16 protein-coding genes are annotated in these 26,976 nt (G+C 64.1%); 12 read left to right on the top strand and 4 right to left on the bottom strand.

Annotated elements, in window-relative coordinates; translation table 11 throughout:
- Nucleotides 1-304 precede the first annotated feature (304 nt).
- From R3X27_RS11425 to R3X27_RS11465, 9 genes are all read left to right on the top strand, one after another.
- Entirely contained in the window at nt 305-1,684 is a 1,380-nt protein-coding gene (locus tag R3X27_RS11425; protein WP_317708991.1) for an aspartate aminotransferase family protein, read from the top strand.
- Nucleotides 1,685-2,120: 436 nt separating this feature from the next.
- Nucleotides 2,121-3,584 carry a PLP-dependent aminotransferase family protein gene (locus tag R3X27_RS11430; protein WP_317708992.1) on the top strand — a complete coding sequence of 488 codons (1,464 nt, stop codon included), beginning with the start codon at nt 2,121-2,123 and terminating at the stop codon, nt 3,582-3,584.
- A 128-nt stretch (nt 3,585-3,712) separates the two neighbouring features.
- Nucleotides 3,713-5,212 (top strand): ArnT family glycosyltransferase, encoded by a 1,500-nt coding sequence (locus tag R3X27_RS11435; protein WP_317708993.1) that lies wholly within the window; start codon nt 3,713-3,715, stop codon nt 5,210-5,212.
- 131 nt (nt 5,213-5,343) lie between these two features.
- Nucleotides 5,344-7,119, top strand: a complete 1,776-nt coding sequence (gene xsc, locus R3X27_RS11440) for a sulfoacetaldehyde acetyltransferase (RefSeq protein WP_317708994.1) — start codon at nt 5,344-5,346, stop codon at nt 7,117-7,119.
- A gap of 232 nt (nt 7,120-7,351) precedes the next feature.
- Nucleotides 7,352-8,374 (top strand): YeiH family protein, encoded by a 1,023-nt coding sequence (locus tag R3X27_RS11445; RefSeq protein ID WP_317708995.1) that lies wholly within the window; start codon nt 7,352-7,354, stop codon nt 8,372-8,374.
- A 203-nt stretch (nt 8,375-8,577) separates the two neighbouring features.
- The gene (locus tag R3X27_RS11450; protein ID WP_317708996.1) at nt 8,578-9,135 is read left to right on the top strand and encodes an XRE family transcriptional regulator; all 558 of its coding nucleotides are present in this window, start codon (nt 8,578-8,580) and stop codon (nt 9,133-9,135) included.
- 10 nt (nt 9,136-9,145) lie between these two features.
- Nucleotides 9,146-11,584 carry an FAD-dependent oxidoreductase gene (locus tag R3X27_RS11455; protein ID WP_317708997.1) on the top strand — a complete coding sequence of 813 codons (2,439 nt, stop codon included), beginning with the start codon at nt 9,146-9,148 and terminating at the stop codon, nt 11,582-11,584.
- A 74-nt stretch (nt 11,585-11,658) separates the two neighbouring features.
- Nucleotides 11,659-13,206, top strand: coding sequence for a trimethylamine methyltransferase family protein (locus R3X27_RS11460; RefSeq protein ID WP_317708998.1), 1,548 nt, complete (start codon nt 11,659-11,661; stop codon nt 13,204-13,206).
- Nucleotides 13,207-13,220: 14 nt separating this feature from the next.
- Nucleotides 13,221-15,665, top strand: coding sequence for an FAD-dependent oxidoreductase (locus R3X27_RS11465; protein ID WP_317708999.1), 2,445 nt, complete (start codon nt 13,221-13,223; stop codon nt 15,663-15,665).
- A gap of 48 nt (nt 15,666-15,713) precedes the next feature.
- Here R3X27_RS11465 and rpiB read toward each other — a convergent pair whose 3' ends face one another.
- Nucleotides 15,714-16,154, bottom strand: coding sequence for a ribose 5-phosphate isomerase B (gene rpiB / locus R3X27_RS11470; protein WP_317709000.1), 441 nt, complete (start codon nt 16,152-16,154; stop codon nt 15,714-15,716).
- Between the two features lie 172 nt (nt 16,155-16,326).
- Complete coding sequence (locus R3X27_RS11475) at nt 16,327-17,745, bottom strand: aminotransferase class V-fold PLP-dependent enzyme (RefSeq protein ID WP_317709001.1); 1,419 nt, start codon at nt 17,743-17,745, stop codon at nt 16,327-16,329.
- A 93-nt stretch (nt 17,746-17,838) separates the two neighbouring features.
- Here R3X27_RS11475 and R3X27_RS11480 point away from each other — a divergent pair, with 93 nt between their 5' ends.
- Entirely contained in the window at nt 17,839-18,303 is a 465-nt protein-coding gene (locus R3X27_RS11480) for an Lrp/AsnC family transcriptional regulator (protein WP_317709002.1), read from the top strand.
- Nucleotides 18,304-18,412: 109 nt separating this feature from the next.
- Nucleotides 18,413-19,711 (top strand): malonyl-CoA decarboxylase domain-containing protein, encoded by a 1,299-nt coding sequence (locus R3X27_RS11485; protein WP_317709003.1) that lies wholly within the window; start codon nt 18,413-18,415, stop codon nt 19,709-19,711.
- A 152-nt stretch (nt 19,712-19,863) separates the two neighbouring features.
- Here R3X27_RS11485 and R3X27_RS11490 read toward each other — a convergent pair whose 3' ends face one another.
- Complete coding sequence (locus tag R3X27_RS11490) at nt 19,864-20,637, bottom strand: methyltransferase (protein WP_317709004.1); 774 nt, start codon at nt 20,635-20,637, stop codon at nt 19,864-19,866.
- A gap of 165 nt (nt 20,638-20,802) precedes the next feature.
- Here R3X27_RS11490 and clpB point away from each other — a divergent pair, with 165 nt between their 5' ends.
- Entirely contained in the window at nt 20,803-23,418 is a 2,616-nt protein-coding gene (gene clpB / locus R3X27_RS11495; RefSeq protein ID WP_317709005.1) for an ATP-dependent chaperone ClpB, read from the top strand.
- 110 nt (nt 23,419-23,528) lie between these two features.
- Here clpB and carB read toward each other — a convergent pair whose 3' ends face one another.
- Nucleotides 23,529-26,846 carry a carbamoyl-phosphate synthase large subunit gene (gene carB, locus R3X27_RS11500; RefSeq protein ID WP_317709006.1) on the bottom strand — a complete coding sequence of 1,106 codons (3,318 nt, stop codon included), beginning with the start codon at nt 26,844-26,846 and terminating at the stop codon, nt 23,529-23,531.
- Between the last annotated feature and the right edge of the window lie 130 nt (nt 26,847-26,976).

The raw sequence follows: 26,976 nt of genomic DNA on the forward strand, positions 1-26,976 counted from the left end.
GCCTGCGAGAAGGGCGAGACCAGCGGTCGCGCCAAGAATTCCAGTTTTCAGTGTCATGCGTTTCTCTCTCCTGTTGCGGTGCAGACATGCGGATGTTTCCGTCTGGCAGGCCCGAAAGGCCTCTCTGCACGGACAAAACCGTAACCAAGAGCAGGGGTGTGGCAACAGGTCTCCTCTACTGGATCTATTCCAAATGCGATTCTGGACCTATAACAGGTCTGTTTTCCGTGCAGTTTGAGGAGAAATGCGCCGCCATCTGTCCGGCGTCTTTTTCCATTCCACCCCTTTGCCGAGGATCCCTCCCATGACGCTCGACCTGCCCAGCAACGATCTCTCCCGGGTCATCGAAGCCGACCGTGCCCATATCTGGCACCACCTGCTGCAGCACAAGCCGCTGGAGGAGAACGACCCGCGCATTATCGTCGAGGGCAAGGGCATCAAGGTCTGGGATGCTGCCGGCAAGGAATATCTCGACGCGGTGTCGGGCGGTGTCTGGACGGTGAATGTCGGCTATGGCCGCGAGAGCATTGCCGACGCAGTGCGCGACCAGCTCGTGAAGCTGAACTATTTCGCGCAGTCCGCAGGCTCCATCCCGGGCTCGCTCTTCGCCGAGAAACTGATCTCGAAGATGCCGGGGATGAGCCGGGTCTATTACGTGAATTCGGGTTCAGAGGCCAATGAGAAGGTCTTCAAGATGGTCCGGCAGATCGCCCACAAGCGCTATGGCGGAAAGAAGCACAAGATCCTGTTCCGCGAGCGCGACTATCATGGCTCGACCATCACCACGATCTCCGCCGGCGGGCAGCCGGAGCGGAATGCACAATACGGGCCCTATACGCCGGGTTTCGTCGAGGTGCCGCATTGTTGCGAATATCGCGCCCAGTGGGACGTTGAGGAGTATGGCAAGCGGGCCGCGGATGCGATCGAGGAAGTAATTCTGCGCGAGGGACCAGAGACGGTGGGCGCGCTCTGCCTGGAGCCGGTGACGGCGGGTGGCGGCGTGATCACACCGCCGGAGGGCTACTGGGAGCGGGTGCAGGAGATCTGCACGAAATACGACATCCTGCTGCATATTGACGAGGTTGTCTGCGGGGTCGGCCGGACGGGCAAATGGTTCGGTTACCAGCATTACGGCATCAAGCCCGATTTCGTGACCATGGCGAAAGGCGTTGCCTCCGGCTACGCGGCGATTGCCTGCATGGTGACGACGGAGGAAGTCTTCGAGATGTTCAAGGACGACGCGGCCGATCCGATGAACTATTTCCGCGATATCTCGACCTTTGGCGGTTGCACGGCAGGGCCTTCGGCGGCGCTGGAGAACATGCGGATCATCGAGGAGGAGGGGCTGCTCGAGAACACCACCGCGATGGGCGAGCGGCTGATGGGCAATCTGCACACACTGATGGAGAAACATGCCGTGATCGGCGATGTGCGTGGCAAGGGTCTTTTCTGCGGCGCCGAACTGGTCGTGGACCGGGAGACGAAGGAACCTGTGGACGAGAAACTCGCACAGGCCGTTGTTGCCGACTGCGGTGCGCAGGGCGTTATCATCGGCGTGACCAACCGCTCGCTGACGGGGCTGAACAACACGCTCTGCCTGTCGCCCGCGCTGATCGCCACGCCGGAGGATATCGACCGGATCACGGATGCGATCGACAATGCCTTGTCCAAGGTCTTTGGCTAGCAGGCAATCGGGCGCTCCCGCCGGTTTCCCGCGCATCGGAGATGCTTGGAAAACGGTTGGGGGTGGCCGCGCCTGCGGCGCGGACGCGGTGGCGTTGGGTTTCGACTTTGGGTCACGGGGGCCATCCCTGGCCGGTTTTCCTGCCTCCGGGACGTGACAAGGTTGATTTCAACCTTGTGTCGCTCGCGGCATTCGATTGCGACCGTGGTCATTTGCGGACAGCGCCGCGCGGTTGGCAGAACGCCAGCACGCTGCAACGGCGAGGCTCGGGCATGGCAGCGTCCGATCTTGAGGCCGTGCCAATCGACGCCCGGTTCAAACCGGGTTCCAATCGCGCCCTGCACGCGACGGTCCCTTTCTCTGTCATTGTTCGACAGGTGGCCCTCCGGGCCGACACCCGCTAGTCTCACAGCACCCGACAGAGCTTCAAAACACCATGGCGATTCCGGCCGCAGCCTTTCTCCTCGATCCCAACAGCGAGCGCTCGCTGCAAAAGCAGATCCAACAATGCGTCGCCGAAGCGGTTCTGGCTGGCCGGTTTCGGCCCGGCGAGAAGATGCCCTCCACGCGCCGTCTGGCTGAACATCTCGGCATCGCCCGCATCACGGTCACCATCGCCTTTACCGAACTCGTGGCGAATGAGTACCTCGTCTCGCGCGGGCGTTCGGGTTTCTTCATCTCCGAGAACGCCCCGCGCCCACCGGATTTCATCACTACCCCGTCGCCACAGACCGGACAGGTCGACTGGTCCCGCGCCCTTGGCCGGCGGTTCTCCGGCTATGCACCGCTCATCCGCCCGCCAGATTGGCGCAACTATCGCTACCCCTTCATCTACGGACAGGCCGATCCGCGTCTTTTCGACCACCAGAACTGGCGACTCTGCGCGCTCCAGGCCCTCGGCCAGAAGGATTTCGCAGCGCTCACATCGGATTACTATGAGCGCGACGACCCGCAGCTTGTCGAATACATCCTCCGGCACATCCTCCCTCGGCGGGGAATTGCCGCGAAACCCTCCGAGATCCTGCTCACCATGGGTTCGCAGAACGCCCTCTGGATCACGGCGCAGATCCTGCTCACCCAGCGCCGCACCGCCGCACATGAGACCCCCTGCTATCCCGGCCTGCGCGAGATCCTGACCCAGACCCGCTGCAACACCGTCGCCATTGATGTCGATGCAGAGGGGCTGCCGCCCGACACACTGCCCGACGGCGTCGACGTGGTCTTCACCACCCCGAGCCACCATTGCCCGACCAATGTCACCCTGCCGCTCGAGCGGCGACGGAAGCTACTGGAACGTGCCTCCGCCGAAGGTTTCCTGATCGTCGAGGATGACTACGAGTTCGAGATCGCCTTTGGCCGCTCCCCGTCCCCGGCGCTCAAGTCACTCGACCGGAGTGGTTCGGTCATCTACACCGGCTCCTTCTCCAAGTCGCTCTTCCCGGGACTGCGCCTCGGCTATCTCGTCGCGCCCGAGCCCTTCATCACCGAGGCCCGTGCCTTGCGCGCACTGGTGTTGCGCCACCCGCCCGGCCATATCCAGCGCACGGTCGCTTATTTCCTCTCGCTCGGCCATTACGACGCGCAGATCGCCCGCACGGGCCGGGCCTTCGCCAAGCGGCGGGCGATCATGGAACAGGCCTTGCGGGAAAACGAGGTGCCTCATGCTGGCGGAGAGACCTTCGGCGGCTCGTCCTATTGGATGAAAGCACCGCACGGGATCAACACGAACCGGCTGGCGTTGAGCCTGCGCGAACAGGGCGTGCTGATCGAGCCGGGGGGCGCTTTCTTTGGTGCCCAGGACGACTGCCGCCACTTCCGGCTCGCCTATTCCTCTATCGCCTCGGAGCGAATCCCCAAGGGAATTCGGCTGCTTTCGGAGGCGATTCGCACCGGACGCTGACGCTCGAATGCGCAGGCCGGCAATTCGTCGCCGAGGCTACCATACCACGATTGACGACGCGAAAGGCTGTGATACTCGGGTCATTACGTGGCACCGCCACGGTTCCGATCAGAGTGTAGAGACAAGTCATGAGTATAGCCCAGCACGCTGGCAACTCGGTTGAGAATGGCGCTGTCGCGTGGCGCTGGCTTCCCTGGACGATCACCGCCCTCTCGATCGCGCTTGTCTGGAGCGCGCAAGTGCAACTCCTGCCCGTCGGCGGCTACCATTTCTACGACGAGTTCCACACGCTGGACCGCTCCTCCGCGTTCGCGACCCATGACGACTGGCTCGTGGTCCACTCGATGCAGGAGGAGAGCTTCCGCAAGCCGCCGCTGCAATACTGGATCACCGCCGGGCTGCTGGAAACCGGGCTGGACGAGCTTGTCGCGTTGCGCCTCCCCTCATTGGTCTTCTCGCTGGGCTGCCTTCTCGCGGTCGCGCTTCTGGCCGTCGCCGTCATGCCCTGGAACGTCTGGGCCGCGCCCGGCGCGGTGCTGCTCTTCGCCAGCTCCGGCATGTATTGGGAACACGCCCTCTCGGCCATGCTCGACAGCGGCGCGGTCTTTTTCTCCACCCTCGCCCTCGCCGCCACCTTGCTCGCGCTGGAACGCCCGCGCTGGTGGTACGTGGCGGCCGTGGCCATCGCGCTCGGGGCGCTGCAAAAAGCCCCGGTCGGGCTCATCCTCGTCGGGCTTTTTCTCGCCTTCCTGCCGCTCGACCGCCGCACCGACCGGCTGCATGTCCGGCAGATCCGCGCCAACCGACATTTCCGCCGTGCCCTCTGGATCGCCCTGCTTGGCACATTGGCCTGGCCGCTCTTCGAGAGCCTCGCCTACAGCGCCGACGCCGTGCAGGAGCTGATCGGCAAGCAGATGCTCCAACGGTTCACCCCGACCGACAAGGTCAACGAGATCCGCTCCGCGCATGACCTGCGCGAATTGCTGATCGGACAGGAACCCATTCTCCGACTGGCCGGGATCGCCGCGCTGATCTGGCTGCCCTGGCGACTCGACCGGCCTGAGCTGCGTCCCCTCCCTGCCCTGCTCGGTCTCTATGCGCTGGCGCTTCTGTTGGCTGGAGGCCATGTCACACCGCGCTACAGCCTGTTCTTTCTGCCCCTGCTGGCGGTGGCGCTTTCCTGCCTGATCGTCTCCTTCGCCCCGCGTGGCTGGCCCGGCCTTGCCGCCGTCGCCGTGTTTGCCCTTGCCGTGGGCGGGCCGGTGAAGACCGAGGCGGATCTCGACATCGCGACAAGTGAGAACAACCGGCAGCAGACCGTGGCCCTGACGCGCCTCGGCACCCAACTGCGCCCCCGGGAATCGCTGGTCCTGTGCTTGTTCGGCGGTCCAGACCGGATCATTCCGGCCCTGGCCTCCCATCTTGCCGCCAATGGACGACCGTTCCACCGGCTCAACGGCGACCTGCGGTCAGTTCAAAACGATCTCGCAGACGCCGCCAGCGCCGGTCCGATCCGCGGTCTGTGCAACGCACGAGACCTCGAACGGATATCTCCCTATCTCGACGAACTCGAGATCGTGACAATCCTGCCCGGCTACCTCATCTGGACAGCTCGGAGCGACCGCTAGCCCCAGACCCGACCGGCCTTCTGGACCTATCGTCGCGACACATCTGGCCCTATCTTCCCCGGGCGCTTCGTCGCTACAAGTTCGGGTGAAATGCCCCGGTCCCGGGGCCAATGGTTGCAGGAGTTCCGCCGATGAAGATGACGACCGAGGAGGCTTTCGTCAAAACCCTCCAGATGCATGGGATCGAACATGCGTTCGGCATTATCGGCTCGGCTTTCATGCCGATTTCCGATCTCTTCCCCAAGGCTGGCATCTCCTTCTGGGACTGCGCCCATGAAGGCTCCGGCGGAATGATGGCCGATGGCTACACCCGCGCTTCCGGCAAGATGTCGATGATGATCGCCCAGAACGGCCCCGGCATCACCAATTTCGTCACCGCCGTGAAAACGGCCTACTGGAACCACACCCCGCTGTTGCTGGTCACGCCGCAGGCCGCCAACAAGACGCTGGGCCAGGGCGGCTTCCAGGAAGTCGAGCAGATGGCGCTGTTCAAGGACATGGTCGCCTATCAGGAAGAGGTTCGCGACCCGTCCCGCATGGCCGAAGTCCTCAACCGCGTGATCCTCAACGCCAAGCGCGCCTCGGCGCCGGCGCAAATCAACGTCCCGCGCGATTTCTTTACCCATGTGGTCGATATCACCCTGCCGCCGATTGTCGAATTCGAACGCCCGACGGGCGGCGAGGCCGCGATTTCGGAAGCCGCCGCGCTGCTCTCGGGCGCGAAATTCCCGGTGATCCTCAACGGCGCCGGCGTCGTTCTCGGCGGCGCCATCCCGGCCTCCATCGAACTGGCCGAGCGGCTCACCGCCCCGGTCTGCTGCGGCTACCAGCACAATGATGCCTTCCCCGGCTCGCACCCGCTCTTCGCCGGCCCGCTCGGCTATAACGGCAACAAGGCCGGCATGGAGTTGATCGCGAAGGCCGATGTCGTCCTCGCCCTCGGCACCCGGCTCAACCCGTTCTCGACCCTGCCGGGCTATGGCGTCGATTACTGGCCGACGCAGGCGAAAATCATCCAGGTCGACATCAATCCCGACCGGATCGGGCTGACCAAGCCGGTGACGGTCGGCATCGTGGGGGATTCGAAGAAGGTTGCCACCGCGATCCTCGAAAAACTCTCCGACACGGCGGGCGACGAGGGGCGCGAGGATCGCAAGAACCTCATCGCCACAACCAAGTCGACCTGGGCACAGCAGCTCTCCTCGATGGATCACGAGGAGGACGATCCCGGCACGACCTGGAACGAGCGCGCCCGCGCCGCGAAGCCCGAATGGATGAGCCCGCGCATGGCCTGGCGGGCGATCCAGTCGGCGCTGCCCAAGGAGGCGATCATCTCCTCCGATATCGGCAATAACTGCGCCATCGGCAACGCCTACCCGAGCTTCGAGGAAGGGCGGAAATATCTTGCTCCCGGGCTCTTCGGCCCCTGCGGCTACGGCCTGCCCTCCGTTATCGGTGCCAAGATCGCCTGTCCGGACACGCCGGTCGTGGGTTTCTCGGGCGATGGCGCCTTCGGCATCGCGGTGACGGAACTGACCGCCATCGGCCGCGAGGAATGGCCCGCCATCACCCAGATCGTCTTCCGCAATTACCAGTGGGGGGCCGAAAAGCGGAATTCGACCCTCTGGTATGACGACAACTTTGTGGGAACCGAACTGAATGACGGCGTCTCCTATGCCGGAATCGCCCAGGCCTGCGGGCTTCAAGGGGTGCAGGCGCGCACGATGGAAGAGCTGACCGCCGCGTTGGCGCAAGCGCTCAAGGATCAGGCCGAGGGCAAGTCCACGCTGATCGAAGCGATGATCAACCAGGAGCTCGGCGACCCATTCCGGCGTGACGCGATGAAGAAGCCGGTGGAAGTTGCCGGCATCGATCCGGCGGATATGACACCGCAAGCCGGGGCCTGAGGCCAGCGTTGCCGCCACGGTTTTCCTTGGAGGCTCTTGCAAGAGTCACCAAGGGAAGCCGTGCCAGCGCCGAACCGAGGCCCGGTGCAGAAATGTCCCACGAGGGCGCATTGCCGCTGGGACGGTCCGCTGCTGGCATGGCTTGTTCAGGCTGTGGTTCCGGGCCCGGCTGCCCCCTGCTACCACTTTTGGCCCAACGGCCCGAAAACCTGCGACTGTTAGAGAAAGACCGATGTCAGACGCCACGATATCCCGCTTCGGCAAGATTCAGGAGCAGGTCCACCACCTCGCGCCTGGTATCACTGTCTCGGTCCTTGTCGCCATCACCGCACAGTTCCTCGCCGAGCATTACGCCACCCCGGCCATGCTGCTCGCCTTGCTCCTTGGCATCGCAGTCAATTTCCTCGGCGAGGAGGGCGTCAACGCTCCCGGCATCGCCTTCTCGGCGAAATCGCTCCTGCGCCTCGGCGTGGCGTTGCTTGGCGTCCGCATCTCGGTCGATCTCATGGCCGATCTCGGCCCGCAGCTCATCGGCCTCGTCATCGCCGGTGTGATCGGAACCATTCTCTTCGGCCTCGCCGCCGGACGGGTCTTTGGCCACAAATGGCGCTTCTCTCTGCTGACGGCCGGCTCCGTCGCCATTTGCGGTGCCTCCGCGGCCATGGCCATCTCGGCCATCCTGCCCAAGGACGACCGCTCCGAGGAACGGCTCATCTTCACCGTGCTCGGCGTAACAGTGCTCTCCACAATCGCCATGGTCCTTTACCCGATCCTTGTGAACACGCTCGGCCTCGACGAGCAGCAGGGCGGGGTCTTCCTCGGCGGCACGATCCATGACGTGGCGCAGGTTGTCGGTGCGGGTTTCTCCATCTCCGAGACCACCGGCGACACCGCCACGCTCGTCAAGCTGATCCGCGTTTCCATGCTTGCCCCGGTCGTACTCACCGCCTCGCTGCTGATCCGCGCCTTCGCCGAAGCCCCTGTCGACGGCAAGCGCCCTCCGCTGCTCCCGGGGTTCGTCATCGGCTTCCTCGTGCTCGCGACGATCAACTCCTTTCACCTGATCCCTGAAAGTGCGGCCAGCTTCCTGTCGCAATGCTCCCGCTGGCTGCTGCTCACCGCCATCGCCGCAGTGGGAATGAAAACACATCTCAAGGAAGTACTCGGCGTCGGCCCTGCTGCCATCGCCCAGATTATCGCGGAGACGCTCTTCATCGGCTGTTTCATCCTGATCGGAATCACCCTGATCGGCTGACCTCTTCGGTTCGCGTCCCATCGTTTCAGAACTGCCCGGACGCACAGTGGTATCGCCACGCCGGTGCCGAGTTCGGCGCCGGGCACGTGGGCGTCCGCAAGAAAAACTGCGGGTTCAGGGCGGCGATCGTGAAATTTCTTTTGACAATTTCACGATCTTTCGTGAAATCTGACCTCATTATTTCACGAGATCCACCCCAGACCATGACACGCTCGAACACACTCGGCCGAGACCTCCGTGCCCTCCGAACGTCTCGCAAGATGACGCTGGAGGAGCTGGCGACACGTCTGGACCGCTCTGTCGGCTGGCTGAGCCAGGTCGAGCGCGACATCTCCACGCCGCGCCTGTCGGACCTGCGCGAGATCGCCGATATCTTCGACGTCCCCCTCTCGCTGCTTTTTGGCAATGCCTCTGCGCCGGAGAACGAGAAGGGGCGGATCGTGCGCGCCTCGGTCCGACGGGTTATGGGCGAGCAGGACAAGGGACTGATCGAAACGCTGATCTCTCCCGACCTCACCGACAGTTTCGAGGTCATCCATTCGACCTTTCAGCCGGGCTCGTCGCGCCCGCGCCCGATCGCCCGGCCGACGCAGGAGGTCGCCTATCTCGTTTCGGGAAAGCTCGACATCTGGCTGAACGAAGAACCCTTCACCGTCGCCGCCGGCGACAGCTTTCGCATTCGTGAACAGACCTATCGCTGGGCCAATCCCTACGAAGCCCCCGCCATTGCAATCTGGGTGATTTCTCCGCCCGTCTACTGAGGAACCGCGCATGTCCCTTCCTTCCACAGCACGAGTCGTCATCATCGGCGGCGGCGTCGTCGGCGTTTCGACGCTCTATCACCTTGCCAAGGCCGGCTGGACCGATTGCGTCCTGCTGGAGAAGAACGAGCTGACCGCCGGTTCGACCTGGCATGCCGCCGGCAACTGTCCGAGCTTCTCCGCCTCCTGGTCGGTCATGAACATGCAGCGCTATGGGCTGGAGATGTATACCACGCTGGCCGAGGACGTGGAGTACCCGATCAACTACAACGTCACCGGCTCCGTGCGTCTCGCCCATTCCGACGCGCGGATGCAGGAGTTCGAGAAGGTCGCCGGCATGGGCCGCTACCAGGGGATCGACATGAAGATCTGCTCCCCCGAGGAGCTTCAGCAGTATCATCCCTTCATGGAGACCCATGACCTCGCCGGCGGCCTCTGGGATCCTGTCGATGGCGATATCGACCCCTCGCAGCTCACCCAGGCGATGGCCAAGGGCGCGCGGGATCTCGGCGCCCATATCGAGCGTTTCTGCCCGGCCAAGGGTGTCAGCCGCGAGAATGGTGAGTGGATCGTACACACCGAAAAGGGTGATATCCGCTGCGAGATCGTCGTGAACGCCGCCGGTTACTACGCCCAGAAGGTCTCCGAGTGGTTCATCCCCTTTGGCGGGCGCCAGACCCCGGCTGCCGTCATGGCGCACCAGTATTTCCTCACCGAGGAGATCCCCGAGCTGAGGGCCTGGACGCAGGAGAATGGCAAACTGCCGCTTCTGCGCGACGTGGACAGTTCCTATTACCTGCGCCAGGACACGTTCAGCCTCAATCTCGGTCCCTATGAGAACACCTGCAAGGCGCATTGGATCACGCCGGACGACCCGATGCCGGAGGATTTCTCCTTCCAGCTCTACCCGGACGATTTCGACCGCATCGAGTGGCATATCGAGGACGCGATGGCCCGCGTGCCGATCCTTGGCAGCCAGGGCGTGCAGCGCAATATCAACGGGCCAATCCCCTATGCCCCAGATGGCAACCCGATGATCGGCCCGATGCCGGGCGTTCCGAACGCTTTCGAGGCGCACAGCTTCACCTTCGGCATCGCGCAGGGCGGCGGTGCCGGCAAGGTGGCGGCCGAGTGGATCATCGAGGGCATGACCGAGTGGGACATGTGGTCCTGCGACCCGCGGCGCTACACCGACTACACGGATCAGCAGTATTGCATCGACAAGGCCATGGAGATCTATGGCAATGAATACGCGATGCATTTCCCGCATCATGTCTGGCCGGCGGCGCGGAACCGAAAGCTGTCGCCGGTCCATGCCAAGGTCGTCGAACTCGGCGGGCAGATGGACGCCTTCAACGGCTGGGAACGGGCCAATTGGTTCGCGCAGGAGGGCGACGACACCTCCGAGGCGGCAACCCACACATGGGACCGCACCGGCCCCTGGACGCTCCGGGTCAGGGAAGAATGCGAGGCGGTGCGCGATGGCGTTGGCGTGCTCGACCTGCCGGGCTTTTCGCGTTTCTCCCTCTCCGGGGACGGTGCCGCGGAATGGTTGCGCGGACGGATCGCGGGGTCGCTCTGCAAGATCGGCCGCATGACGCTGGCCTATTTCGCCGATGCGCGCGGCCGCATCCTGACAGAGATGTCGATTCTGCGCCACGGCGAGGAGGAGTTCACCCTTATCACCGCCGCCGCCGCGCAATGGCACGATTTCGAAGTGCTGAAAAACGCGCTGCCCGAAGGGTTGGCCCTTGTCGACCGAACCCGGGAGTTGTCGACACTGATTGTCACCGGTCCGAAGTCCCGCGTTCTCTTCGCGGAGATCTCGGATGGCGATCTGGCGCGTGGCTGGCTAACCCATCAGCAGGCCACCGTTGCGGGCAAACCCGCGATGCTTGTCCGCGTCTCCTTTGCGGGCGAGCTGGGCTGGGAGGTCCATGCCTCCTTCGAGGACATGCCAGCGATCTATGACGCTGTTCTGGCATGCGGCGCCAAGCCCTTCGGCATGTTCGCGCTCAATTCGTTGCGGATCGAGAAGGGCTACCGGTCCTGGAAGGGTGACCTGTCCACCGATTACACCCTGCTCGAAGGCGGGCTGGATCGTTTCGTCAAGTTCGACAAGACGCAGGACTTCCCCGGCAAAACGGCGCTTTTGACAGAGCGACAGCGCGGCGTGGCCAAGCGTTTCGTACAGATGATCGTCGAAGCCGGCGAAGCCGATGCACCTTATATGTCGACCATCTGGTCGGACGACGCCATCGTCGGCGAGACCACCTCGGGCGACTGGGGCTACCGTGTCGGCGCCTCCATCGCCTTCGGCACGGTGAAGGCAGAGCTGGCCGTGCCGGGCACGGAGCTGGAGATCGAGATCTTCGGCAAGCGATACAAGGCCGTGGTCCAACCCGACCAACCGCTCTGGGATCCAGAAAACGCCCGCATCCGGGCCTGATCCCAAGGGACTGACACGCGTTCGGGCCCCGGCGGGCCCGGACAGTTCCCCACCTCCTGCGCGACGAGGTCAGAATGAGTGATGCCCCCAAATCCCGCCGCCGCTCCGGCGGTCGTGCCGCCCGGACAGCGGCCCGTTCCCAGAAGCTGGACGTCGACAAGCGCCCGGTCCGCCCCGGCCTGCCCGGTGGCCAGTACCGGCCGCTTTCGGAGGTGGACGTGGCCCGGATAAACGAAGCCGCGCTGACCGCGCTGGAGGAGATCGGCTTTGCCAGCGCCCCGCCCTCCGGCGTCGAGATCCTGACCGGCGCGGGCGCGATCATGGGCGACGATGGCCGCATCCGCTTCCCCCGCGCCCTGGTCGAGGACATGCTGGCCATTGCCGCGCGCGGTATCACGCTGTGCGGGCGCGACCCCGCACATGACATCTCACTGCAGGGCACGAACACCCATTTCGGCACGGCGGGCGCTGCCGTCCACATGGTCAATGTCGACACGGGCGATTATCGCGAGCCCTCGATGCAGGATCTCTACGACGCGGCCCGCATTGTCGAGAGCCTCGACAACCTGCATTTCTTTCAGCGCCCCGTTGTCTGCCGCGAGTTCGAGGACAACCTGGAACTGGACCTGCACACGCTCTACGCCGCCTGTGCCGGCACCACCAAACATGTCGGCACCTCTTTCACCGAGGCCGCCAATGTCGGACCCTGCCTTGAGCTTCTGCACGAGATCGCAGGCGGCGAAGACGCGTTCCGCGCCCGCCCCTTCGTTTCCAATTCCAACTGTTTCGTCGTCCCGCCGCTGACCTTCGCCGAGGAAAGCTGCGAGGTCATGGAAGCCTGCATCCACGGTGGCATGCCCGTGCTGTTGCTCTCCGCCGGACAGGCCGGCGCCACCGCCCCCGCGCCCATCGCAACAGCCGTTGTGCAGGCCGTGGCCGAGTGCCTCGCCGCGGTGGTCTATGTCAACGCGCTGGCGCCGGGCCATACCGCGATGTTCGGCACCTGGCCTTTCGTGTCGGACCTGCGCACCGGCGCGATGTCCGGCGGTTCCGGCGAGCAGGCGCTGCTGACCGCCGCCTGCGCCCAGATGCACCAGTTCTACGGCCTGCCCGGGGGCGCGGCCGCCGGTATCGCCGACAGCAAGCTCCCGGATATGCAGGCTGGCTGGGAACAGGCGATCTCCAATGTCATGGCCGGGCTGGCGGGGCTGAACATGGTCTACGAAGCTGCCGGCATGCACGCCTCGCTCATGGGGTTTTGCTTCGAAAGCCTGGTGCTCGGCAATGACATGCTCGGCCAGGTCCAGCGCTGCGTGCGCGGGGTCGAGGTGTTGGAGGAATATGTCTCCATCGAGACGATGAAATCCGTCGTGCTCGACGGGCCGGGCCACTATCTCGGCCATGACCAGACGCTGCGCCTGATGCAGAGCGAGTACATTTATCCCGAGATCGCGGACCGCTCCTCGCCCAAGGAATGGGTCGAGAAGGGCAAGCCGCTCCTCATCGACAACGCCAAGGCACGTGTGGCCGCGATCCTCGGACGCGACGGCCATAAATTCACCGACACGCAGGAAGCCGCGCTGCGCGCCCGCTTCGATCTGCGCCCCCTCTCCCGACCGTAAGGACCCAAAGACCCATGCCCTCGATCCCCTCCCACGCCCGCGTCGTCATCGTCGGCGGCGGCGTTGTCGGTGCCTCCGTTGCCTATCACCTGACGAAGCTCGGCTGGAGCGATGTCGTGCTGCTGGACCGCAAGCAGTTCTGTTCCGGCACGACATGGCACGCCGCCGGCCTGATCGCGCAGCTTCGCGCGACGCAGAACATGACCCGGCTGGCGAAGTATTCGCAGGAGCTTTATGGCGAGTTGGAGGCCGAAACGGGCATGTCGACCGGTTTCCGCCGGGTCGGCTCGATCACCGTTGCGCTGACCGAGGAGCGCCATGAGGAGATCCTGCGGCAGGCCTCCATGGCCCGCGCCTTCGGCGTCGATGTCGAACCGATCTCCCCCTCCGAAGTGAAGGCCCGCTACGAGCATCTGAACTGTGATGGCGTGGTCGGCGGCGTCTACCTGCCCAAGGACGGACAAGGCGATCCATCGAATATCACGCTCTCGATGATGCGCGGGGCGAAGAATCGCGGCGCCGTGGTCTGCGAGCATGTGAAGGTCACAGGCATGCAGCGTGAAGGGCGCCGGATCACGGGGGTGAGCTGGGAAAGCGCTGAAGGCGCCGGCACGATCAGCTGCGATCATGTCGTCAATTGCGGCGGCATGTGGGGCCACGAGGTCGGGCGCATGGCCGGGACCAACGTCCCGCTCCATGCCTGCGAACATTTCTATATCGTCTCGGACAAGATCAAGGGGCTGGAACAGCTCCCCGTCCTGCGCGTGCCCGACGAATGTGCCTATTACAAGGAAGAGGCCGGCGCGATCATGCTTGGCGCCTTCGAGCCGCACGCAAAGCCATGGGGCATGAAGGGCATCCCCGAGGAGTTCGAGTTTGACCAGCTCCCGGATGATTTCGACCATTTCGAGCCGATCCTCGAATGGGCGATCAACCGCATGCCGATGCTGGCCGAGGCCGGCATCCAGACCTTCTTCAACGGTCCCGAGAGCTTCACGCCCGATGATGCCTACCACCTCGGCCTCTGCCCGGAGATGGACAATGTCTGGGTCGCCGCCGGGTTCAACTCCGTGGGTATCCAGTCCGCGGGCGGTGCGGGCATGGCGCTGGCCGACTGGATGGAGACCGGCGAGAAACCCTTCGATCTCGGCGATGTCGACATCTCTCGCATGCAGCCCTTCCAGGGCAACAAGCACTACCTCTTCGAGCGCAGCAAGGAGACGCTCGGCCTGCTCTATGCCGACCATTTTCCCTATCGCCAGAAGGCCACCGCGCGCGGCGTGCGGCGGACGCCGCTGCATGAACACCTCAAAGCTCGCGGCGCTGTCTTCGGTGAACTCGCGGGATGGGAACGGGCAAACTGGTTTGCCAATGAAGGCCAGGAGCGGGAGTACCGCTACACGTGGAAACGCCAGAACTGGTTCGAAAATTCCGCCGCCGAGCACCGCGCCGTGCGGGAGAATGTCGGGCTCTACGACATGTCCTCCTTCGGCAAGCTGCGCATCGAGGGACCGGAGGCGGAGGCCTTCCTCAACTATGTCGGCGGCGGCAATTACTCGGTGCCGGTGGGAAAGATCGTCTACACGCAGCTCCTGAACAGCCGCGCCGGGATCGAGGCCGATGTCACCATCACGCGTCTCTCCGAGACTGCCTATCTCGTCGTCACCCCCGCCGCGACCCGGCTGGCGGACGAAACGTGGCTACGCCGTCATGTTGGCGAGTACCGCGTGGTGATCACCGATGTGACCGCCGGCGAGGCCGTCATGGCGGTGATGGGGCCGAATGCGCGACGGCTGCTGCAGGCCGTCTCGCCGAATAACTTCTCAAACGCGGCCAACCCTTTTGGCACGGCGCAGGAGATCGAGATCGGCATGGGACTCGCCCGCGTCCACCGGGTGACCTATGTCGGCGAGCTTGGCTGGGAGGTCTATGCCTCCGCCGACATGGCCGGGCATGTCTTCGAGACGCTGATTGAGGCGGGCGACGGGATGGGCGTGAAGCTCTGCGGCATGCATATGATGGATAGCTGCCGGATCGAGAAAGGCTTCCGCCATTTCGGCCATGACATCACCTGCGAGGACCATGTCCTCGAAGCCGGCCTCGGCTTTGCCGTCGCCCGTGACAAGCCCGATTTCATCGGCCGTGACGCGGTGCTGGCCAAGCGCGAGGCGGGGCTGGAGAAACGCATGGTGCAGTTCCTGCTCAAGGAGCCCGAGCCGCTGCTCTACCATGCCGAGCCGATCCTGCGTGACGGCGAGGTGGTCGGGCACCTGACCTCGGGCAGTTACGGTCACACGTTGGGCGGCGCTGTCGGCATGGGCTACGTCCCCTGCCTCGGCGAGAAACCGGCGGAGCTTCTGGCCTCAAGCTACGAGATCGAGGTCGCGGGCGTGCGGGTGGCGGCGGAAGCCTCGCTCAAGCCGCTTTATGATCCGAAATCGGAGCGCGTGAAGGTCTGATCGGCACGAAAGCCCGGCGCTCCGCGATGGCGCGCCGGGGCTGGCGGTTCAGCCTTCGATCATCCCGACACGGGTTGCGTGCCGGCCGCCTTCGAACTCGGCGTTCAGGAAAGCGTCCACGATGTCTAGCGCCAGCCCTTCGCCAACAACCCGCGCGCCGATCGACAGGATGTTGGCGTCGTTGTGCTGACGGATCATGCGGGCGGAAAACGTGTCCATGCAGACACCGCAGCGGATGCCGGGCACCTTGTTCGCCGCCATCATGATGCCCTGCCCCGTTCCGCAGAGGATGATTCCGAGTTGGCAATCCCCGGAGGCGACACGCTGCGCGGCGGCCTTGCCATGCTCGGGGTAATGGGTGCTCTCCGGCGTCACCGGCCCGACATCGACCGGCTCCCAGCCCAACGTTGCGACATGGGCGGCGATGGCCTGACGAAGCTCGATGGCGGAATGGTCGCTGGAGAGAACGATGCGGGGTTTGGCAGTCATGGCGTGGTCTTCCTGTGGTCCAAGGCATTCTGGCGGTTCGCGCGCCTTGGAACAGCTGAACCCCGTCGCGTCAATCGTCAAGCCGTCGGATCCGGAAGCGCAGTCCCAAAAAGACGACCGGCCCGTTTCCGGGCCGGTCATTGCTTCGTGAGTGGTGAAGCGCAATGCGCCCTCAGGCAACCGCCTTGAATCGCGCGGTCGAGGGATCGCATTGGTAGCGGGGCACGACCTCGTCCAGCCGTGCCAAAAGGTCCAACACTGACGTGATGATGTAGCGCGCCGTAACGTCATCCATCAGGGCCGTGAAATTGAGCCGGATCCAGCCCGGCTTCTCCAGTTCGTGCCCGGCTCGCAGTTCGCGGTGCAGCTGTTCCGAGGCCGCCCGATCGATCCCAAGCAACCGGTGCGCATAGGGCCCGGCACAGGCGCAGCCACCGCGGGTCTGGATGCCGTAAAGATCGGAGAGCATCCGGGTGAAGAGCTGCTGGTGCACCGGCTGCCCGGCCCCGTCGCGCACAAGGAAGGAGAAGATCGGCAGGCGGCGCGCTTTTTCGCACCCAAGCAGGGTCAATTGCGGGTGATCGAGCCAGGCCGCCTTGGCCATCGCATTCAGCTCATCTTCCCGCCGGTCCAAGCGCTCCTGACCGACGGCCTCCTTGACGAGAAAGACCAGGGCCGCACGGATATCGCCGATGATATTGGGCGTCCCGGCCTCTTCCCGAGCCGCGAGGTCCTCCGTGTAGCTGTGCGACCAGGGCGAGACGAAGGAGACCGTGCCCCCTCCCGGCCAGCTCGGACGTGCCCGTGCGACCGCAGATTTGCGCAGCACCAACACGCCCGAGGCGCCCGGCCCCCCCGGGAACTTGTGCGGCGAAACAACGATCGCATCCTTCGCGATCTCGCCCGCCCCCATATCCATCTCCAGATAGGGGCCGCCGCCGGCATAATCCCAGACCGACAGCGCGCTGTGCCGCTTGAGCAGCCGGGTCACGGCAATATCGTCCGTCACGATCCCGGTCACGTTCGAGGCCGCCGAAAAGCTCCCGATCTTCAGGTCCGCGCCAGCATGTTCCTCAAGCGCAGCCTCAAGCGCCGCGAGATCGGGGCCTCCGCCCTCCCCCTCGGGGATCTCGACCACTGTCGCCCTGCTCTCGCGCCAGGGCAGGATGTTGGAGTGATGCTCATACGGGCCGATGAAGACCACCGGCGTCTCCGCCTTCTCGACCCCCAGAAGCGTCACCAGCCGGTTCAGCCCCGCCGTCGCCCCCGAACCCGCGAAGATCACCGCGCAGTCCTCGCCTGCCCGCGTCAGCCGAGCGATCTCTGCTCGTGCTTCCGCCCGCAACCGGGTCATGTAACTGCCGCACCACGAAGCCTCGGTATGGGAATTGGCGTAATAGGGCAGCACCTGCTCGGCCACGAAATCCTCGACCTGCCGCAACGCCCGCCCAGAGGCGACATAGTCGGCATAGACCAGCCGGACGGGCCCATCGAGCCCGGGAATCTCCACGCCCTCTCCGATCAATCCGGCGCGCAGGGCGGCGATCGCGTCATCGGTCTGCAGGCTGGCCTTGAAACTCTCAAGCGGCATTGGCGTCTCCTTTACAGGAAAGATGACCACTTGAATCGAAGGTTTCATTCCCTTTTAGTTGATATTTTTCTCAAAAATCAGATTATATGACCCATGAAGGACAGAATTATAGATCAGATTGATCGATCACTCCTGCGAGAGCTCCAACGCGATGCCTCGCAATCGCAGCGTGACCTCGCCGAACGGGTCGGGATTTCGCAAAATGCCTGTTGGCGCCGTCTGCGCGCGCTCGACAGTGCCGGAATTCTTCAGGGGTCGTCCGCGCGGATCGACCGCAAGGCGCTTGGCCTCGGGCTGGTTGTCTTCGTCATGCTGCGCACGCGGCACCATTCCGCAGACTGGCTCGATGATTTTCGGCGCCATGTGCAGACCATCCCGGAAGTGGTCGACTTCTTCCGAATCGGAGGCGACTACGACTACCTTCTCAAGGTTGTCACGGAATCGATGGACAGCTATGACGCCGTCTACCAAAGGTTGATCTCCAAGGTCGAACTGGACTCCGTGACTTCCTATTTTGCCATGGAAGCGATCACGGAACAGCGCCCGCTGCCTCTCTAGGCCGCGCACACGGCTGTTTGACCCACGCGCCGTCGGATGGGGGCTGCACCTGCCGTGGTGACGGGCTAAGCTCTCCCCGACAGACAAGCAGACACAACGGAGTCGGCTCATGGCACGTACTAGTTTTCTCGGGGATCTGGTCTCCAACCTCTATGGCCTCAGCCGCTGGCCGCTCGGCGGCGACCGGCGATCCATCGAGGATCTCTGCCGGGCGCTGCTCTCAAGCGCCGGCGAAGTCGCAGGGCTTCGTCTCGCTGCCAGCATCTTTGGCCGCTATCAACAGATGACGACCGAGGAGAAATTCGCTTTTTTCACCTTCCTCAACGAGGAGCTTGATGTCGACGCGGCCAAGGTCGCGGGACTGGCCCAGGCCTATTCCGAAGATCCGTCGACGGAGAATTTCTCCGCCCTCGTCCGCGCAGCGGAGCCGCGTCGGCAAGAGCTCTTCCGCCGCCTCCACGAGGTGCCTGAGGCGACCGCCGCGCTGGTCGCGGCGCGCCTCGACCTGCTGGACATGCTCCGCGACCACCCGGAGCTGAAGCGCACCGATATGGACCTCGTCCACCTGCTGCGGAGCTGGTTCAATCGCGGCTTCCTGACCATTCAGCAGATCGACTGGAACACCTCCGCGACGTTGCTGGAAAAGGTCGTCGCCTATGAAGCCGTGCATGAGATCCACGACTGGGACGATCTGCGCCGACGGCTGCACCCCGCCGATCGCCGCTGCTTTGCCTTCTTCCACCCGGCCATGCCGGACGAGCCGCTGATCTTCGTCGAAGTGGCGCTGACCAAAGGCGTGCCTGGGTCTATCCAGGGGTTGCTGGCCGACGAGCGCGAGGCGCTGGCCGCCGAGGAAGCCAACACGGCCGTCTTCTACTCGATTTCCAACTGCCAGAAGGGTCTGAAAGGGATCTCCTTCGGCAACTTCCTGATCAAGCAGGTGGTCACCGAACTGAGCCAGGAACTGCCGGGGTTGAACACCTTCGTCACCCTGTCGCCGATGCCGGGGCTGAACCGCTGGCTCAAGACGCTGGACGGCGACGCGAAAGCCGCCCGCCTGCTGGCCGGCGAAGCAAGCGAGGCCGAGGCGGAGGCGCTGGCCGCGCGCTACCTTCTGGAAGCGCGCCGTCCGGACGGCTTCCCGCGCGATCCGGTGGCGCGGTTCCATCTCGGCAACGGGGCGATCATTCATGACGTCCATGCCGGTGCGGATATCTCCGAGAACGGCATGAATCAGTCGAGCGGCATGATGGTCAATTACCTCTACGATCGCGGCCAGACCGAGAAAAACCACGAGGCGTTTACCGGCGAAAAGAAGATCGCCGCCAGCCGGGGCGTGCGCGGGAAAGTCCGCAGCGACCGCGGAGGAACGCCGGCGACGCCGCCGGTTCCGGAAACGGCCGACTAGAAAACACGGCTGTCCGCAGGACAAGAACGGGTGCTGTGCCACCCCCGAAACCTCGGCTGGCGCAGCAACATCTGACCGGCGGCTTGACTACAGGCCGTTCAACGCCCGATCCGATGTCTCATGGCAATGACCCAACAGATCGCGACGCATTCCTAACCGCGCGTTTCCTCGTCTGACGGCGTCGAAGACATTGACTCCGGACCGTAGAGCCAGCGCATATCCGGCGCCTCGACCGTATACATATGGACCCAGATATAGGCGTGCTGGAAGAAGGCGACGATCAGCGCATCGCGGGAACCGGCCAGAAGCGCTATTCCCCAGAGGCCAAGAAACGCGAAGGAATACATCGAGTTGCCGGACCAACGGAAGGCGCCCTTCCGGACCATTGGCAAGGAGAGATAGCTCTCGCGGAAATGGTCGGCGCCGGTTGCACGGATAACGGTGAAATGGGTCACGACCGAATGCAGCGTGTAGATCGCCGGCACCAAGAGCGCTCCACCCAACAGGATCTGCGCCACCCGCCAGGTCTCGAGGCTGCCAGCATCCACGCAGGCCGTGATCAGCACCGTGATCGGCCGAGCGATCAAAAGCGGCAGGAAGATCGCGCGCCAGACCGCGAAATCCCGCGATCCAAAGACACGGGTGAACACAGCGCGATGCAATTGCAGACGGAAGCCAAGTGCAACGACGACCTGGTGCAGCACCGCCAGCCAGATCGAAAGCCAGGCCCAGCCAACACCGCTCAGGCCCAGAAACCGTCCCTGCCCTTGGCTTCCCTGCAACAGGAAGGCCGCACCGCAGAGCATCAGCGCGGTCATCAGGAGATGCTGAGGCTGGCCTTCGAGAATATCGCGCCAACGGCTCTGGCGCCGAATGCTGTCGAAACGGGACATGGTGGCCTCCTCAACGCTCTTCGGCGCCAGCATCGGCCCCTCTCCCGGGCGGGTCAAGCCGGGCTGTGGGAAAAATGACACATAGAGGGTTGAGCCACCCGCCCTTGCGCCCCATATCGAAGCAGAGGCCTGCGCCTTCGCCGTGCCGATTTCGGGCGGCGTTTTTTCCTGCAGGCGCTTTGACAAGGAGACTTACAGATGAACATGGAAAAGTTCACGGAACGCTCGCGCGGCTTCCTTCAGGCCGCCCAGACTATCGCGATGCGCGAGGAGCACCAGCGGCTGGTGCCCGAGCATCTGCTGAAAGCTTTCCTGGATGACGAGGAAGGGCTGGCCTCCAACCTGATTTCGCGCGCGGGCGGGGCTCCGGCACGGGTCACAGAGGCCCTGGACGCGGCGCTTGCCAAACAGCCGAAGGTGTCTGGCGACGGGGCGCAGGTCTATCTCGATCAGAAGTTGTCCCGCGTGCTCGACGAGGCGGAAAAGATCGCCAGCAAGGCCGGTGACAGTTTCGTCCCCGTGGAACGGATCCTGACCGCGTTGGCGGTCGTACGCTCGGGCGCCAAGGAGGCGCTGGAGGCCGGGGCCGTGACGGCACAAGGGCTCAACGCGGCGATCAACGATGTCCGAAAGGGGCGCACCGCTGACAGCGCCAGCGCCGAAGAGGGCTATGACGCGCTCAAGAAATATGCCCGCGACCTGACCGAGGTCGCCCGCGAGGGCAAGATCGACCCGATCATCGGCCGCGACGAGGAGATCCGTCGCTCGATGCAGGTTCTGAGCCGCCGGACCAAGAACAATCCCGTCCTGATCGGCGAGCCGGGGGTCGGAAAGACCGCTATCGCCGAAGGGCTGGCGCTGCGCATCGTCAATGGCGATGTGCCCGAGAGCCTGCGCAACAAGAAGCTGATGGCGCTCGACATGGGCGCGCTGATTGCGGGCGCGAAATATCGCGGCGAGTTCGAGGAGCGGCTGAAGGCCGTGCTCTCGGAAGTCACCTCCGCTGCCGGCGAGATCATCCTCTTCATCGACGAGATGCACACGCTCGTGGGCGCCGGCAAGGCCGATGGCGCGATGGATGCGTCCAACCTGCTCAAGCCTGCGCTTGCGCGGGGCGAATTGCATTGCGTGGGCGCGACCACGCTCGATGAGTACCGCAAGCATGTGGAGAAGGACGCGGCCCTGGCCCGTCGTTTCCAACCGGTCGTGATCGCGGAGCCGACGGTCGAAGACACGATCTCGATCCTGCGCGGCATCAAGGAGAAATACGAGCTGCATCACGGCGTCCGGATCTCCGATTCCGCGCTGGTGGCCGCCTCCACGCTTTCGCATCGCTACATCACCGACCGTTTCCTGCCCGACAAGGCCATCGACCTGATGGATGAGGCCGCGAGCCGGTTGCGCATGGCCGTGGACAGCAAGCCCGAGGCGTTGGACGCACTGGACCGCGAGATCCTGCAAAAGCAGATCGAGGCGGAAGCGCTGAAAAAGGAAGACGATGCGGCGTCCGTCAGCCGGCTGGACAAGCTGGAAGAGGAACTGAGCAATCTTCAGCAGCGCTCGGCCGAGATGACGGCGCAATGGCAGTCCGAGCGGGACAAGCTGGAAAGCGCACGCGGGCTCAAGGAACAGCTTGACGCAGCGCGGGCCGAGTTGGAGATCGCCAAACGCGAGGGCAATCTCGCCAAGGCCGGCGAGCTTTCCTATGGCATCATCCCGCAGCTTGAGAAGCAGCTTGGCGACGCGGAAGCGGCCGAGGGCGACCTCATGGTCGAGGAGGCCGTCCGGCCGGAGCAGATCGCCGAGGTGGTCGAGCGCTGGACCGGGATTCCGACGACCAAGATGCTCGAAGGCGAGCGCGAGAAGCTCTTGCGCATGGAAGACGAGCTCGGACGCCGGGTGATCGGCCAGCGCGAGGCGATGTCGGCGGTGTCCAACGCCGTGCGGCGGGCGCGGGCGGGGCTGAACGAGGAGACGCGGCCGCTTGGGTCGTTCCTGTTCCTCGGCCCGACCGGGGTCGGCAAGACCGAGCTGACCAAGGCGCTGGCGGAGTTCCTCTTCGACGATGACAGCGCGATGGTCCGCATCGACATGTCGGAATTCATGGAGAAACACTCCGTGGCTCGGTTGATCGGCGCCCCTCCGGGCTATGTCGGTTACGACGAGGGCGGTGTGCTGACCGAAGCCGTGCGGCGTCGGCCCTATCAGGTCGTGCTGTTCGACGAGGTCGAGAAGGCGCATCCGGACGTGTTCAACGTGCTCTTGCAGGTGCTCGATGACGGGCAGCTGACAGATGGTCAGGGCCGCACGGTCGACTTCAAGCAGACGCTGATCATCCTGACGTCCAATCTCGGGGCGCAGTCGCTGAGCCAACTGCCGGAAGGGGCGGATGCGTCGGACGCGCGGCGCGACGTGATGGATGCCGTGAAGGCACATTTCCGGCCGGAGTTCCTCAACCGGCTGGATGAGATCATCATCTTCGACCGGCTCAGCCGGGGCGACATGGACGGAATCGTCGATATCCAGCTCGGCCAGCTCGACGGCCGGTTGGCGCGGCGCGGCATTGCGCTCACGCTCGACGACGCCGCGAAGCAATGGCTCGCCGATGAAGGCTATGACCCGGTCTTCGGGGCACGTCCGCTCAAGCGGGTGATCCAGAAGGCGCTCCAGGACGAGCTTGCGGAGCTGATCCTCGCGGGCGATCTCGTGGATGGCTCGGTGATCGAGGTGACGGCCGGTGCCGAGGGGCTGATCATCGGCGACCATATCGGTTCGACCAACCGGCATCCGCCGGAAGATGCCGTCGTCCACTAAACGGATGGCCAGACAATTCGGGGGCGCCTGTCATCGACAGGCGCCCCCTTTTTCATGCGGTTGCACGCGCGGCGTCCGGACCAATCCGGCCTCGCCCCACAAGCGCCGTATCAGGCTTCCTGAAGCGACTGCACCCCGATTTCCCCTTCTTCCCGCGCCTTCATCGCCAAAGCGGCGGCATGGGCGGCGGCGAGCGTGGTGAAATAGGGAATACGATCCATCAGCGCCACGGCCCGCATGGAGCGCGAATCTTCGACGGCCTGCGCGCCCTCGGTCGTGTTCATCACCAGGTGGACCTTCTTGTCCTTCATGATGTCGACGATATTCGGGCGGCCTTCATAGACCTTGTTGACGATCTTGGCCGGGATGCCTTCGCCTTCGAGGTATTTCGCCGTGCCGCGGGTGGCGATGATCTCGAAGCCAAGCTCATGAAGGGTGCGACCGGTTTCCAGAAGCTGGTCGCTCTTGTCGTCGGGCTTGATCGACATGAAGACGCAACCTTCCGTCGGCAAGTCTGCACCTGCGCCGATCTGGGCCTTGAGGAAGGCGCGCGGGAAGCTGGCATCGGAGCCCATGACCTCGCCGGTGGAGCGCATTTCCGGGCCGAGGATCGTGTCCACGCCGGGGAACCGGGCGAAGGGAAGCACGGCTTCCTTGACGGCATAAGTGTCGATCTGCGGATCGACGAGGTCGAACACGTCGAGCTTTTCGCCAGCCATGAGGCGGGCGGCAATGGAGGCGATGGGCGAGCGGACGGCCTTGGCGACGAAGGGCACCGTGCGCGAGGCGCGCGGGTTGACCTCGATGAGATAGACCGTGTCGCCCTTGATCGCGAATTGCACATTCATCAGACCGACCACGTTGAGGCCGAGCGCCAGCGCCTTGGTCTGGCGCTTCAGCTCCGCGACCATTTCGGCCGAGAGCGAATAGGGCGGCAGCGAGCAGGCCGAGTCGCCGGAATGGACGCCGGCCTCCTCGATATGCTGCATGATGCCGGCGACATGGACCTGTTTGCCGTCGCAAAGCGCGTCGACATCGATCTCGATGGCGCCGGAGAGATAGCTGTCCAGCAGAACCGGGCTGTCGCCGGAAACAACGACCGCCTCGGAGATGTAGCGCTCGAGCTGCGGGTGATCGCGGACGATCTCCATCGCGCGCCCGCCCAGCACGTAGGAGGGGCGGATGACCAGCGGGAAGCCGATCTCGTCGGCGATGCGGATGGCTTCTGCGTCGGTGGAGGCGATGCCGTTGCGGGGCTGGGTCAGGCCGAGATCGTTGACCAGCGCCTGGAAGCGCTCGCGGTCCTCGGCGAGGTCGATCGCGTCCGGCGTGGTGCCGAGGATCGGGATACCCGCCTCTTCGAGATCATTGGCGAGCTTCAGCGGGGTCTGGCCACCAAACTGGACGATGACGCCATGCAACGTGCCGTTTTCCTGCTCGACGCGGAGGATCTCCATCACGTGCTCGAAGGTCAGCGGCTCGAAATAGAGGCGGTCCGAGGTGTCGTAATCTGTGGAGACGGTCTCGGGGTTGCAGTTGACCATGATGGTCTCGTAGCCGGCCTCGGTGAGCGCGAAACAGGCATGACAGCAGCAATAGTCGAACTCGATCCCCTGGCCGATCCGGTTCGGACCGCCACCAAGGATAACGACCTTCTTCTTGTCCGAGGGGCGCGCCTCGCATTCGACATCGCCCATCGCCGGGGCTTCGTACGTCGAATACATATAAGGCGTCTGGGCTTCGAACTCCGCGGCACAGGTGTCGATGCGCTTGAACTGGGCCACGACGCCGAGATTCTGCCGGGCGCGGCGGATATTGGATTCGTCGCGCCCCGTGAGCTTGGCGAGGCGGGCATCCGAAAAGCCCATCATCTTCAGCGCCCGCAGGTCCTTGTCGTTATGCGGGATGCCTTCCTTGCGGATCTTGGCTTCGGCGCCGATGATCTCGCGGATGCGGGCGAGGAACCACGGGTCGAAATCCGTGATCTCCCGGATTTCCTCGTTGGAGAAGCCAAAACGCATCGCGTGGGCGATGACCCTCAGCCGGTCCGGCGTCTTCTGCGCCAGCGCGCGGGTGACAGCCTTGTCGATGGACATCTGGTCCGTCTCGGTCTTGCCCTTGAGGATGTGCTGGATCACTTCCTCGTCGCTTTCGGCGAGGATCATGTTCTCGGAGCCCGGCAGGCCATCGATATCGACCTCGTCGAAACCGGTGAGGCCGGTTTCCATCGACGCCAGCGCCTTTTGCAGCGACTCGTGGATCGTCCTGCCGATGGCCATCACCTCGCCGACCGACTTCATCGCCGTGGTCAGCTCCGGCTTGGAGCCGGGGAATTTCTCGAAGGCGAAACGCGGGATCTTGGTGACGACATAGTCGATGGTCGGCTCGAAGCTCGCGGGCGTGACCTTGGTGATGTCATTGTCCAGCTCGTCCAGCGTGTAGCCTACGGCGAGCTTGGCGGCGATCTTGGCGATAGGGAAGCCGGTGGCCTTGGAGGCCAGCGCCGAGGAGCGGGAGACGCGCGGGTTCATCTCGATGACGACCATCCGGCCATCCTCGGGGTTGATCGCCCATTGCACGTTGGAGCCGCCGGTCTCGACGCCGATCTCGCGCAGAACGGCAATCGAGCCGTTGCGCATGATCTGGTATTCCTTGTCGGTCAGGGTCAGCGCCGGGGCGACGGTGATCGAGTCGCCGGTATGGACGCCCATCGGGTCCACGTTCTCGATGGCGCAGACGATGATCGCATTGTCCGCGCGGTCTCGGACCACCTCCATCTCGAATTCTTTCCAGCCCAGCAGGCTCTGGTCGATCAGGATCTGGTCGACGGGCGAGGCGTCCAGCCCGGTCTTGCAGTAATACTCGTAATCGTCGCGGTTATAGGCAACGCCGCCGCCGGTGCCGCCAAGCGTGAAGGCGGGACGGATGATCGCCGGAAGGCCGACATGCTCCAGCGCGTCGAGGCATTCTTCCATCGTGTTGGCGATGACGGCTTTCGGGTTTTCCAGCCCGATCCGGTCCATCGCCTCGCGGAAGAGCTTGCGGTCCTCGGCCATCTCGATGGCGGCGCGGTTGGCGCCGATCAGTTCGACCCCGTATTTGTGCAGCACGCCCATATCGGCCAACGCCAGCGAGGTGTTGAGGCCTGTCTGCCCGCCCATGGTCGGCAGCAGCGCGTCCGGGCGTTCCTTCTCGATGATCTTGGCGACGATCTCGGGGGTGATGGGCTCGATATAGGTGGCGTCGGCCATGTCCGGATCGGTCATGATCGTGGCCGGGTTCGAGTTGACCAGGATGACCCGGTACCCTTCCTCGCGCAGCGCCTTGCAGGCCTGGGCGCCGGAATAGTCGAATTCGCAGGCCTGCCCGATGACGATGGGTCCCGCTCCGATGATCATGATGGACGAGATATCGGTACGTTTGGGCATGGGCTCTACTCCGGGCGGCTGGCGGCAAATTGACTGCGTTATAGACAGCGCGCAGGGGGGCGCAAGCCCTTAGCAGCGGTGTGTGCCGAGTTCGGAGAAATCCCTTGTTGCGCAGGTCGCAGAAGCGGTG

Source organism: Tropicimonas sp. TH_r6 (genome assembly GCF_033101155.1).
Lineage (GTDB): Bacteria > Pseudomonadota > Alphaproteobacteria > Rhodobacterales > Rhodobacteraceae > Tropicimonas.

Bases quoted from the DNA above. Each gene is read 5' to 3' on its own strand.
- R3X27_RS11485 (WP_317709003.1), top strand. From the start codon at position 18,413: ATGGCACGTACTAGTTTTCTCGGGGATCTGGTCTCCAACCTCTATGGC.
- R3X27_RS11425 (WP_317708991.1), top strand. From the start codon at position 305: ATGACGCTCGACCTGCCCAGCAACGATCTCTCCCGGGTCATCGAAGCC.
- R3X27_RS11435 (WP_317708993.1), top strand. From the start codon at position 3,713: ATGAGTATAGCCCAGCACGCTGGCAACTCGGTTGAGAATGGCGCTGTC.
- R3X27_RS11460 (WP_317708998.1), top strand. From the start codon at position 11,659: ATGAGTGATGCCCCCAAATCCCGCCGCCGCTCCGGCGGTCGTGCCGCC.
- R3X27_RS11455 (WP_317708997.1), top strand. From the start codon at position 9,146: ATGTCCCTTCCTTCCACAGCACGAGTCGTCATCATCGGCGGCGGCGTC.
- rpiB (WP_317709000.1), bottom strand. From the start codon at position 16,154: ATGACTGCCAAACCCCGCATCGTTCTCTCCAGCGACCATTCCGCCATC.
- R3X27_RS11430 (WP_317708992.1), top strand. From the start codon at position 2,121: ATGGCGATTCCGGCCGCAGCCTTTCTCCTCGATCCCAACAGCGAGCGC.
- R3X27_RS11450 (WP_317708996.1), top strand. From the start codon at position 8,578: ATGACACGCTCGAACACACTCGGCCGAGACCTCCGTGCCCTCCGAACG.
- R3X27_RS11475 (WP_317709001.1), bottom strand. From the start codon at position 17,745: ATGCCGCTTGAGAGTTTCAAGGCCAGCCTGCAGACCGATGACGCGATC.
- xsc (WP_317708994.1), top strand. From the start codon at position 5,344: ATGAAGATGACGACCGAGGAGGCTTTCGTCAAAACCCTCCAGATGCAT.
- R3X27_RS11490 (WP_317709004.1), bottom strand. From the start codon at position 20,637: ATGCTGGCGCCGAAGAGCGTTGAGGAGGCCACCATGTCCCGTTTCGAC.
- R3X27_RS11465 (WP_317708999.1), top strand. From the start codon at position 13,221: ATGCCCTCGATCCCCTCCCACGCCCGCGTCGTCATCGTCGGCGGCGGC.
- R3X27_RS11445 (WP_317708995.1), top strand. From the start codon at position 7,352: ATGTCAGACGCCACGATATCCCGCTTCGGCAAGATTCAGGAGCAGGTC.
- carB (WP_317709006.1), bottom strand. From the start codon at position 26,846: ATGCCCAAACGTACCGATATCTCGTCCATCATGATCATCGGAGCGGGA.
- clpB (WP_317709005.1), top strand. From the start codon at position 20,803: ATGAACATGGAAAAGTTCACGGAACGCTCGCGCGGCTTCCTTCAGGCC.
- R3X27_RS11480 (WP_317709002.1), top strand. From the start codon at position 17,839: ATGAAGGACAGAATTATAGATCAGATTGATCGATCACTCCTGCGAGAG.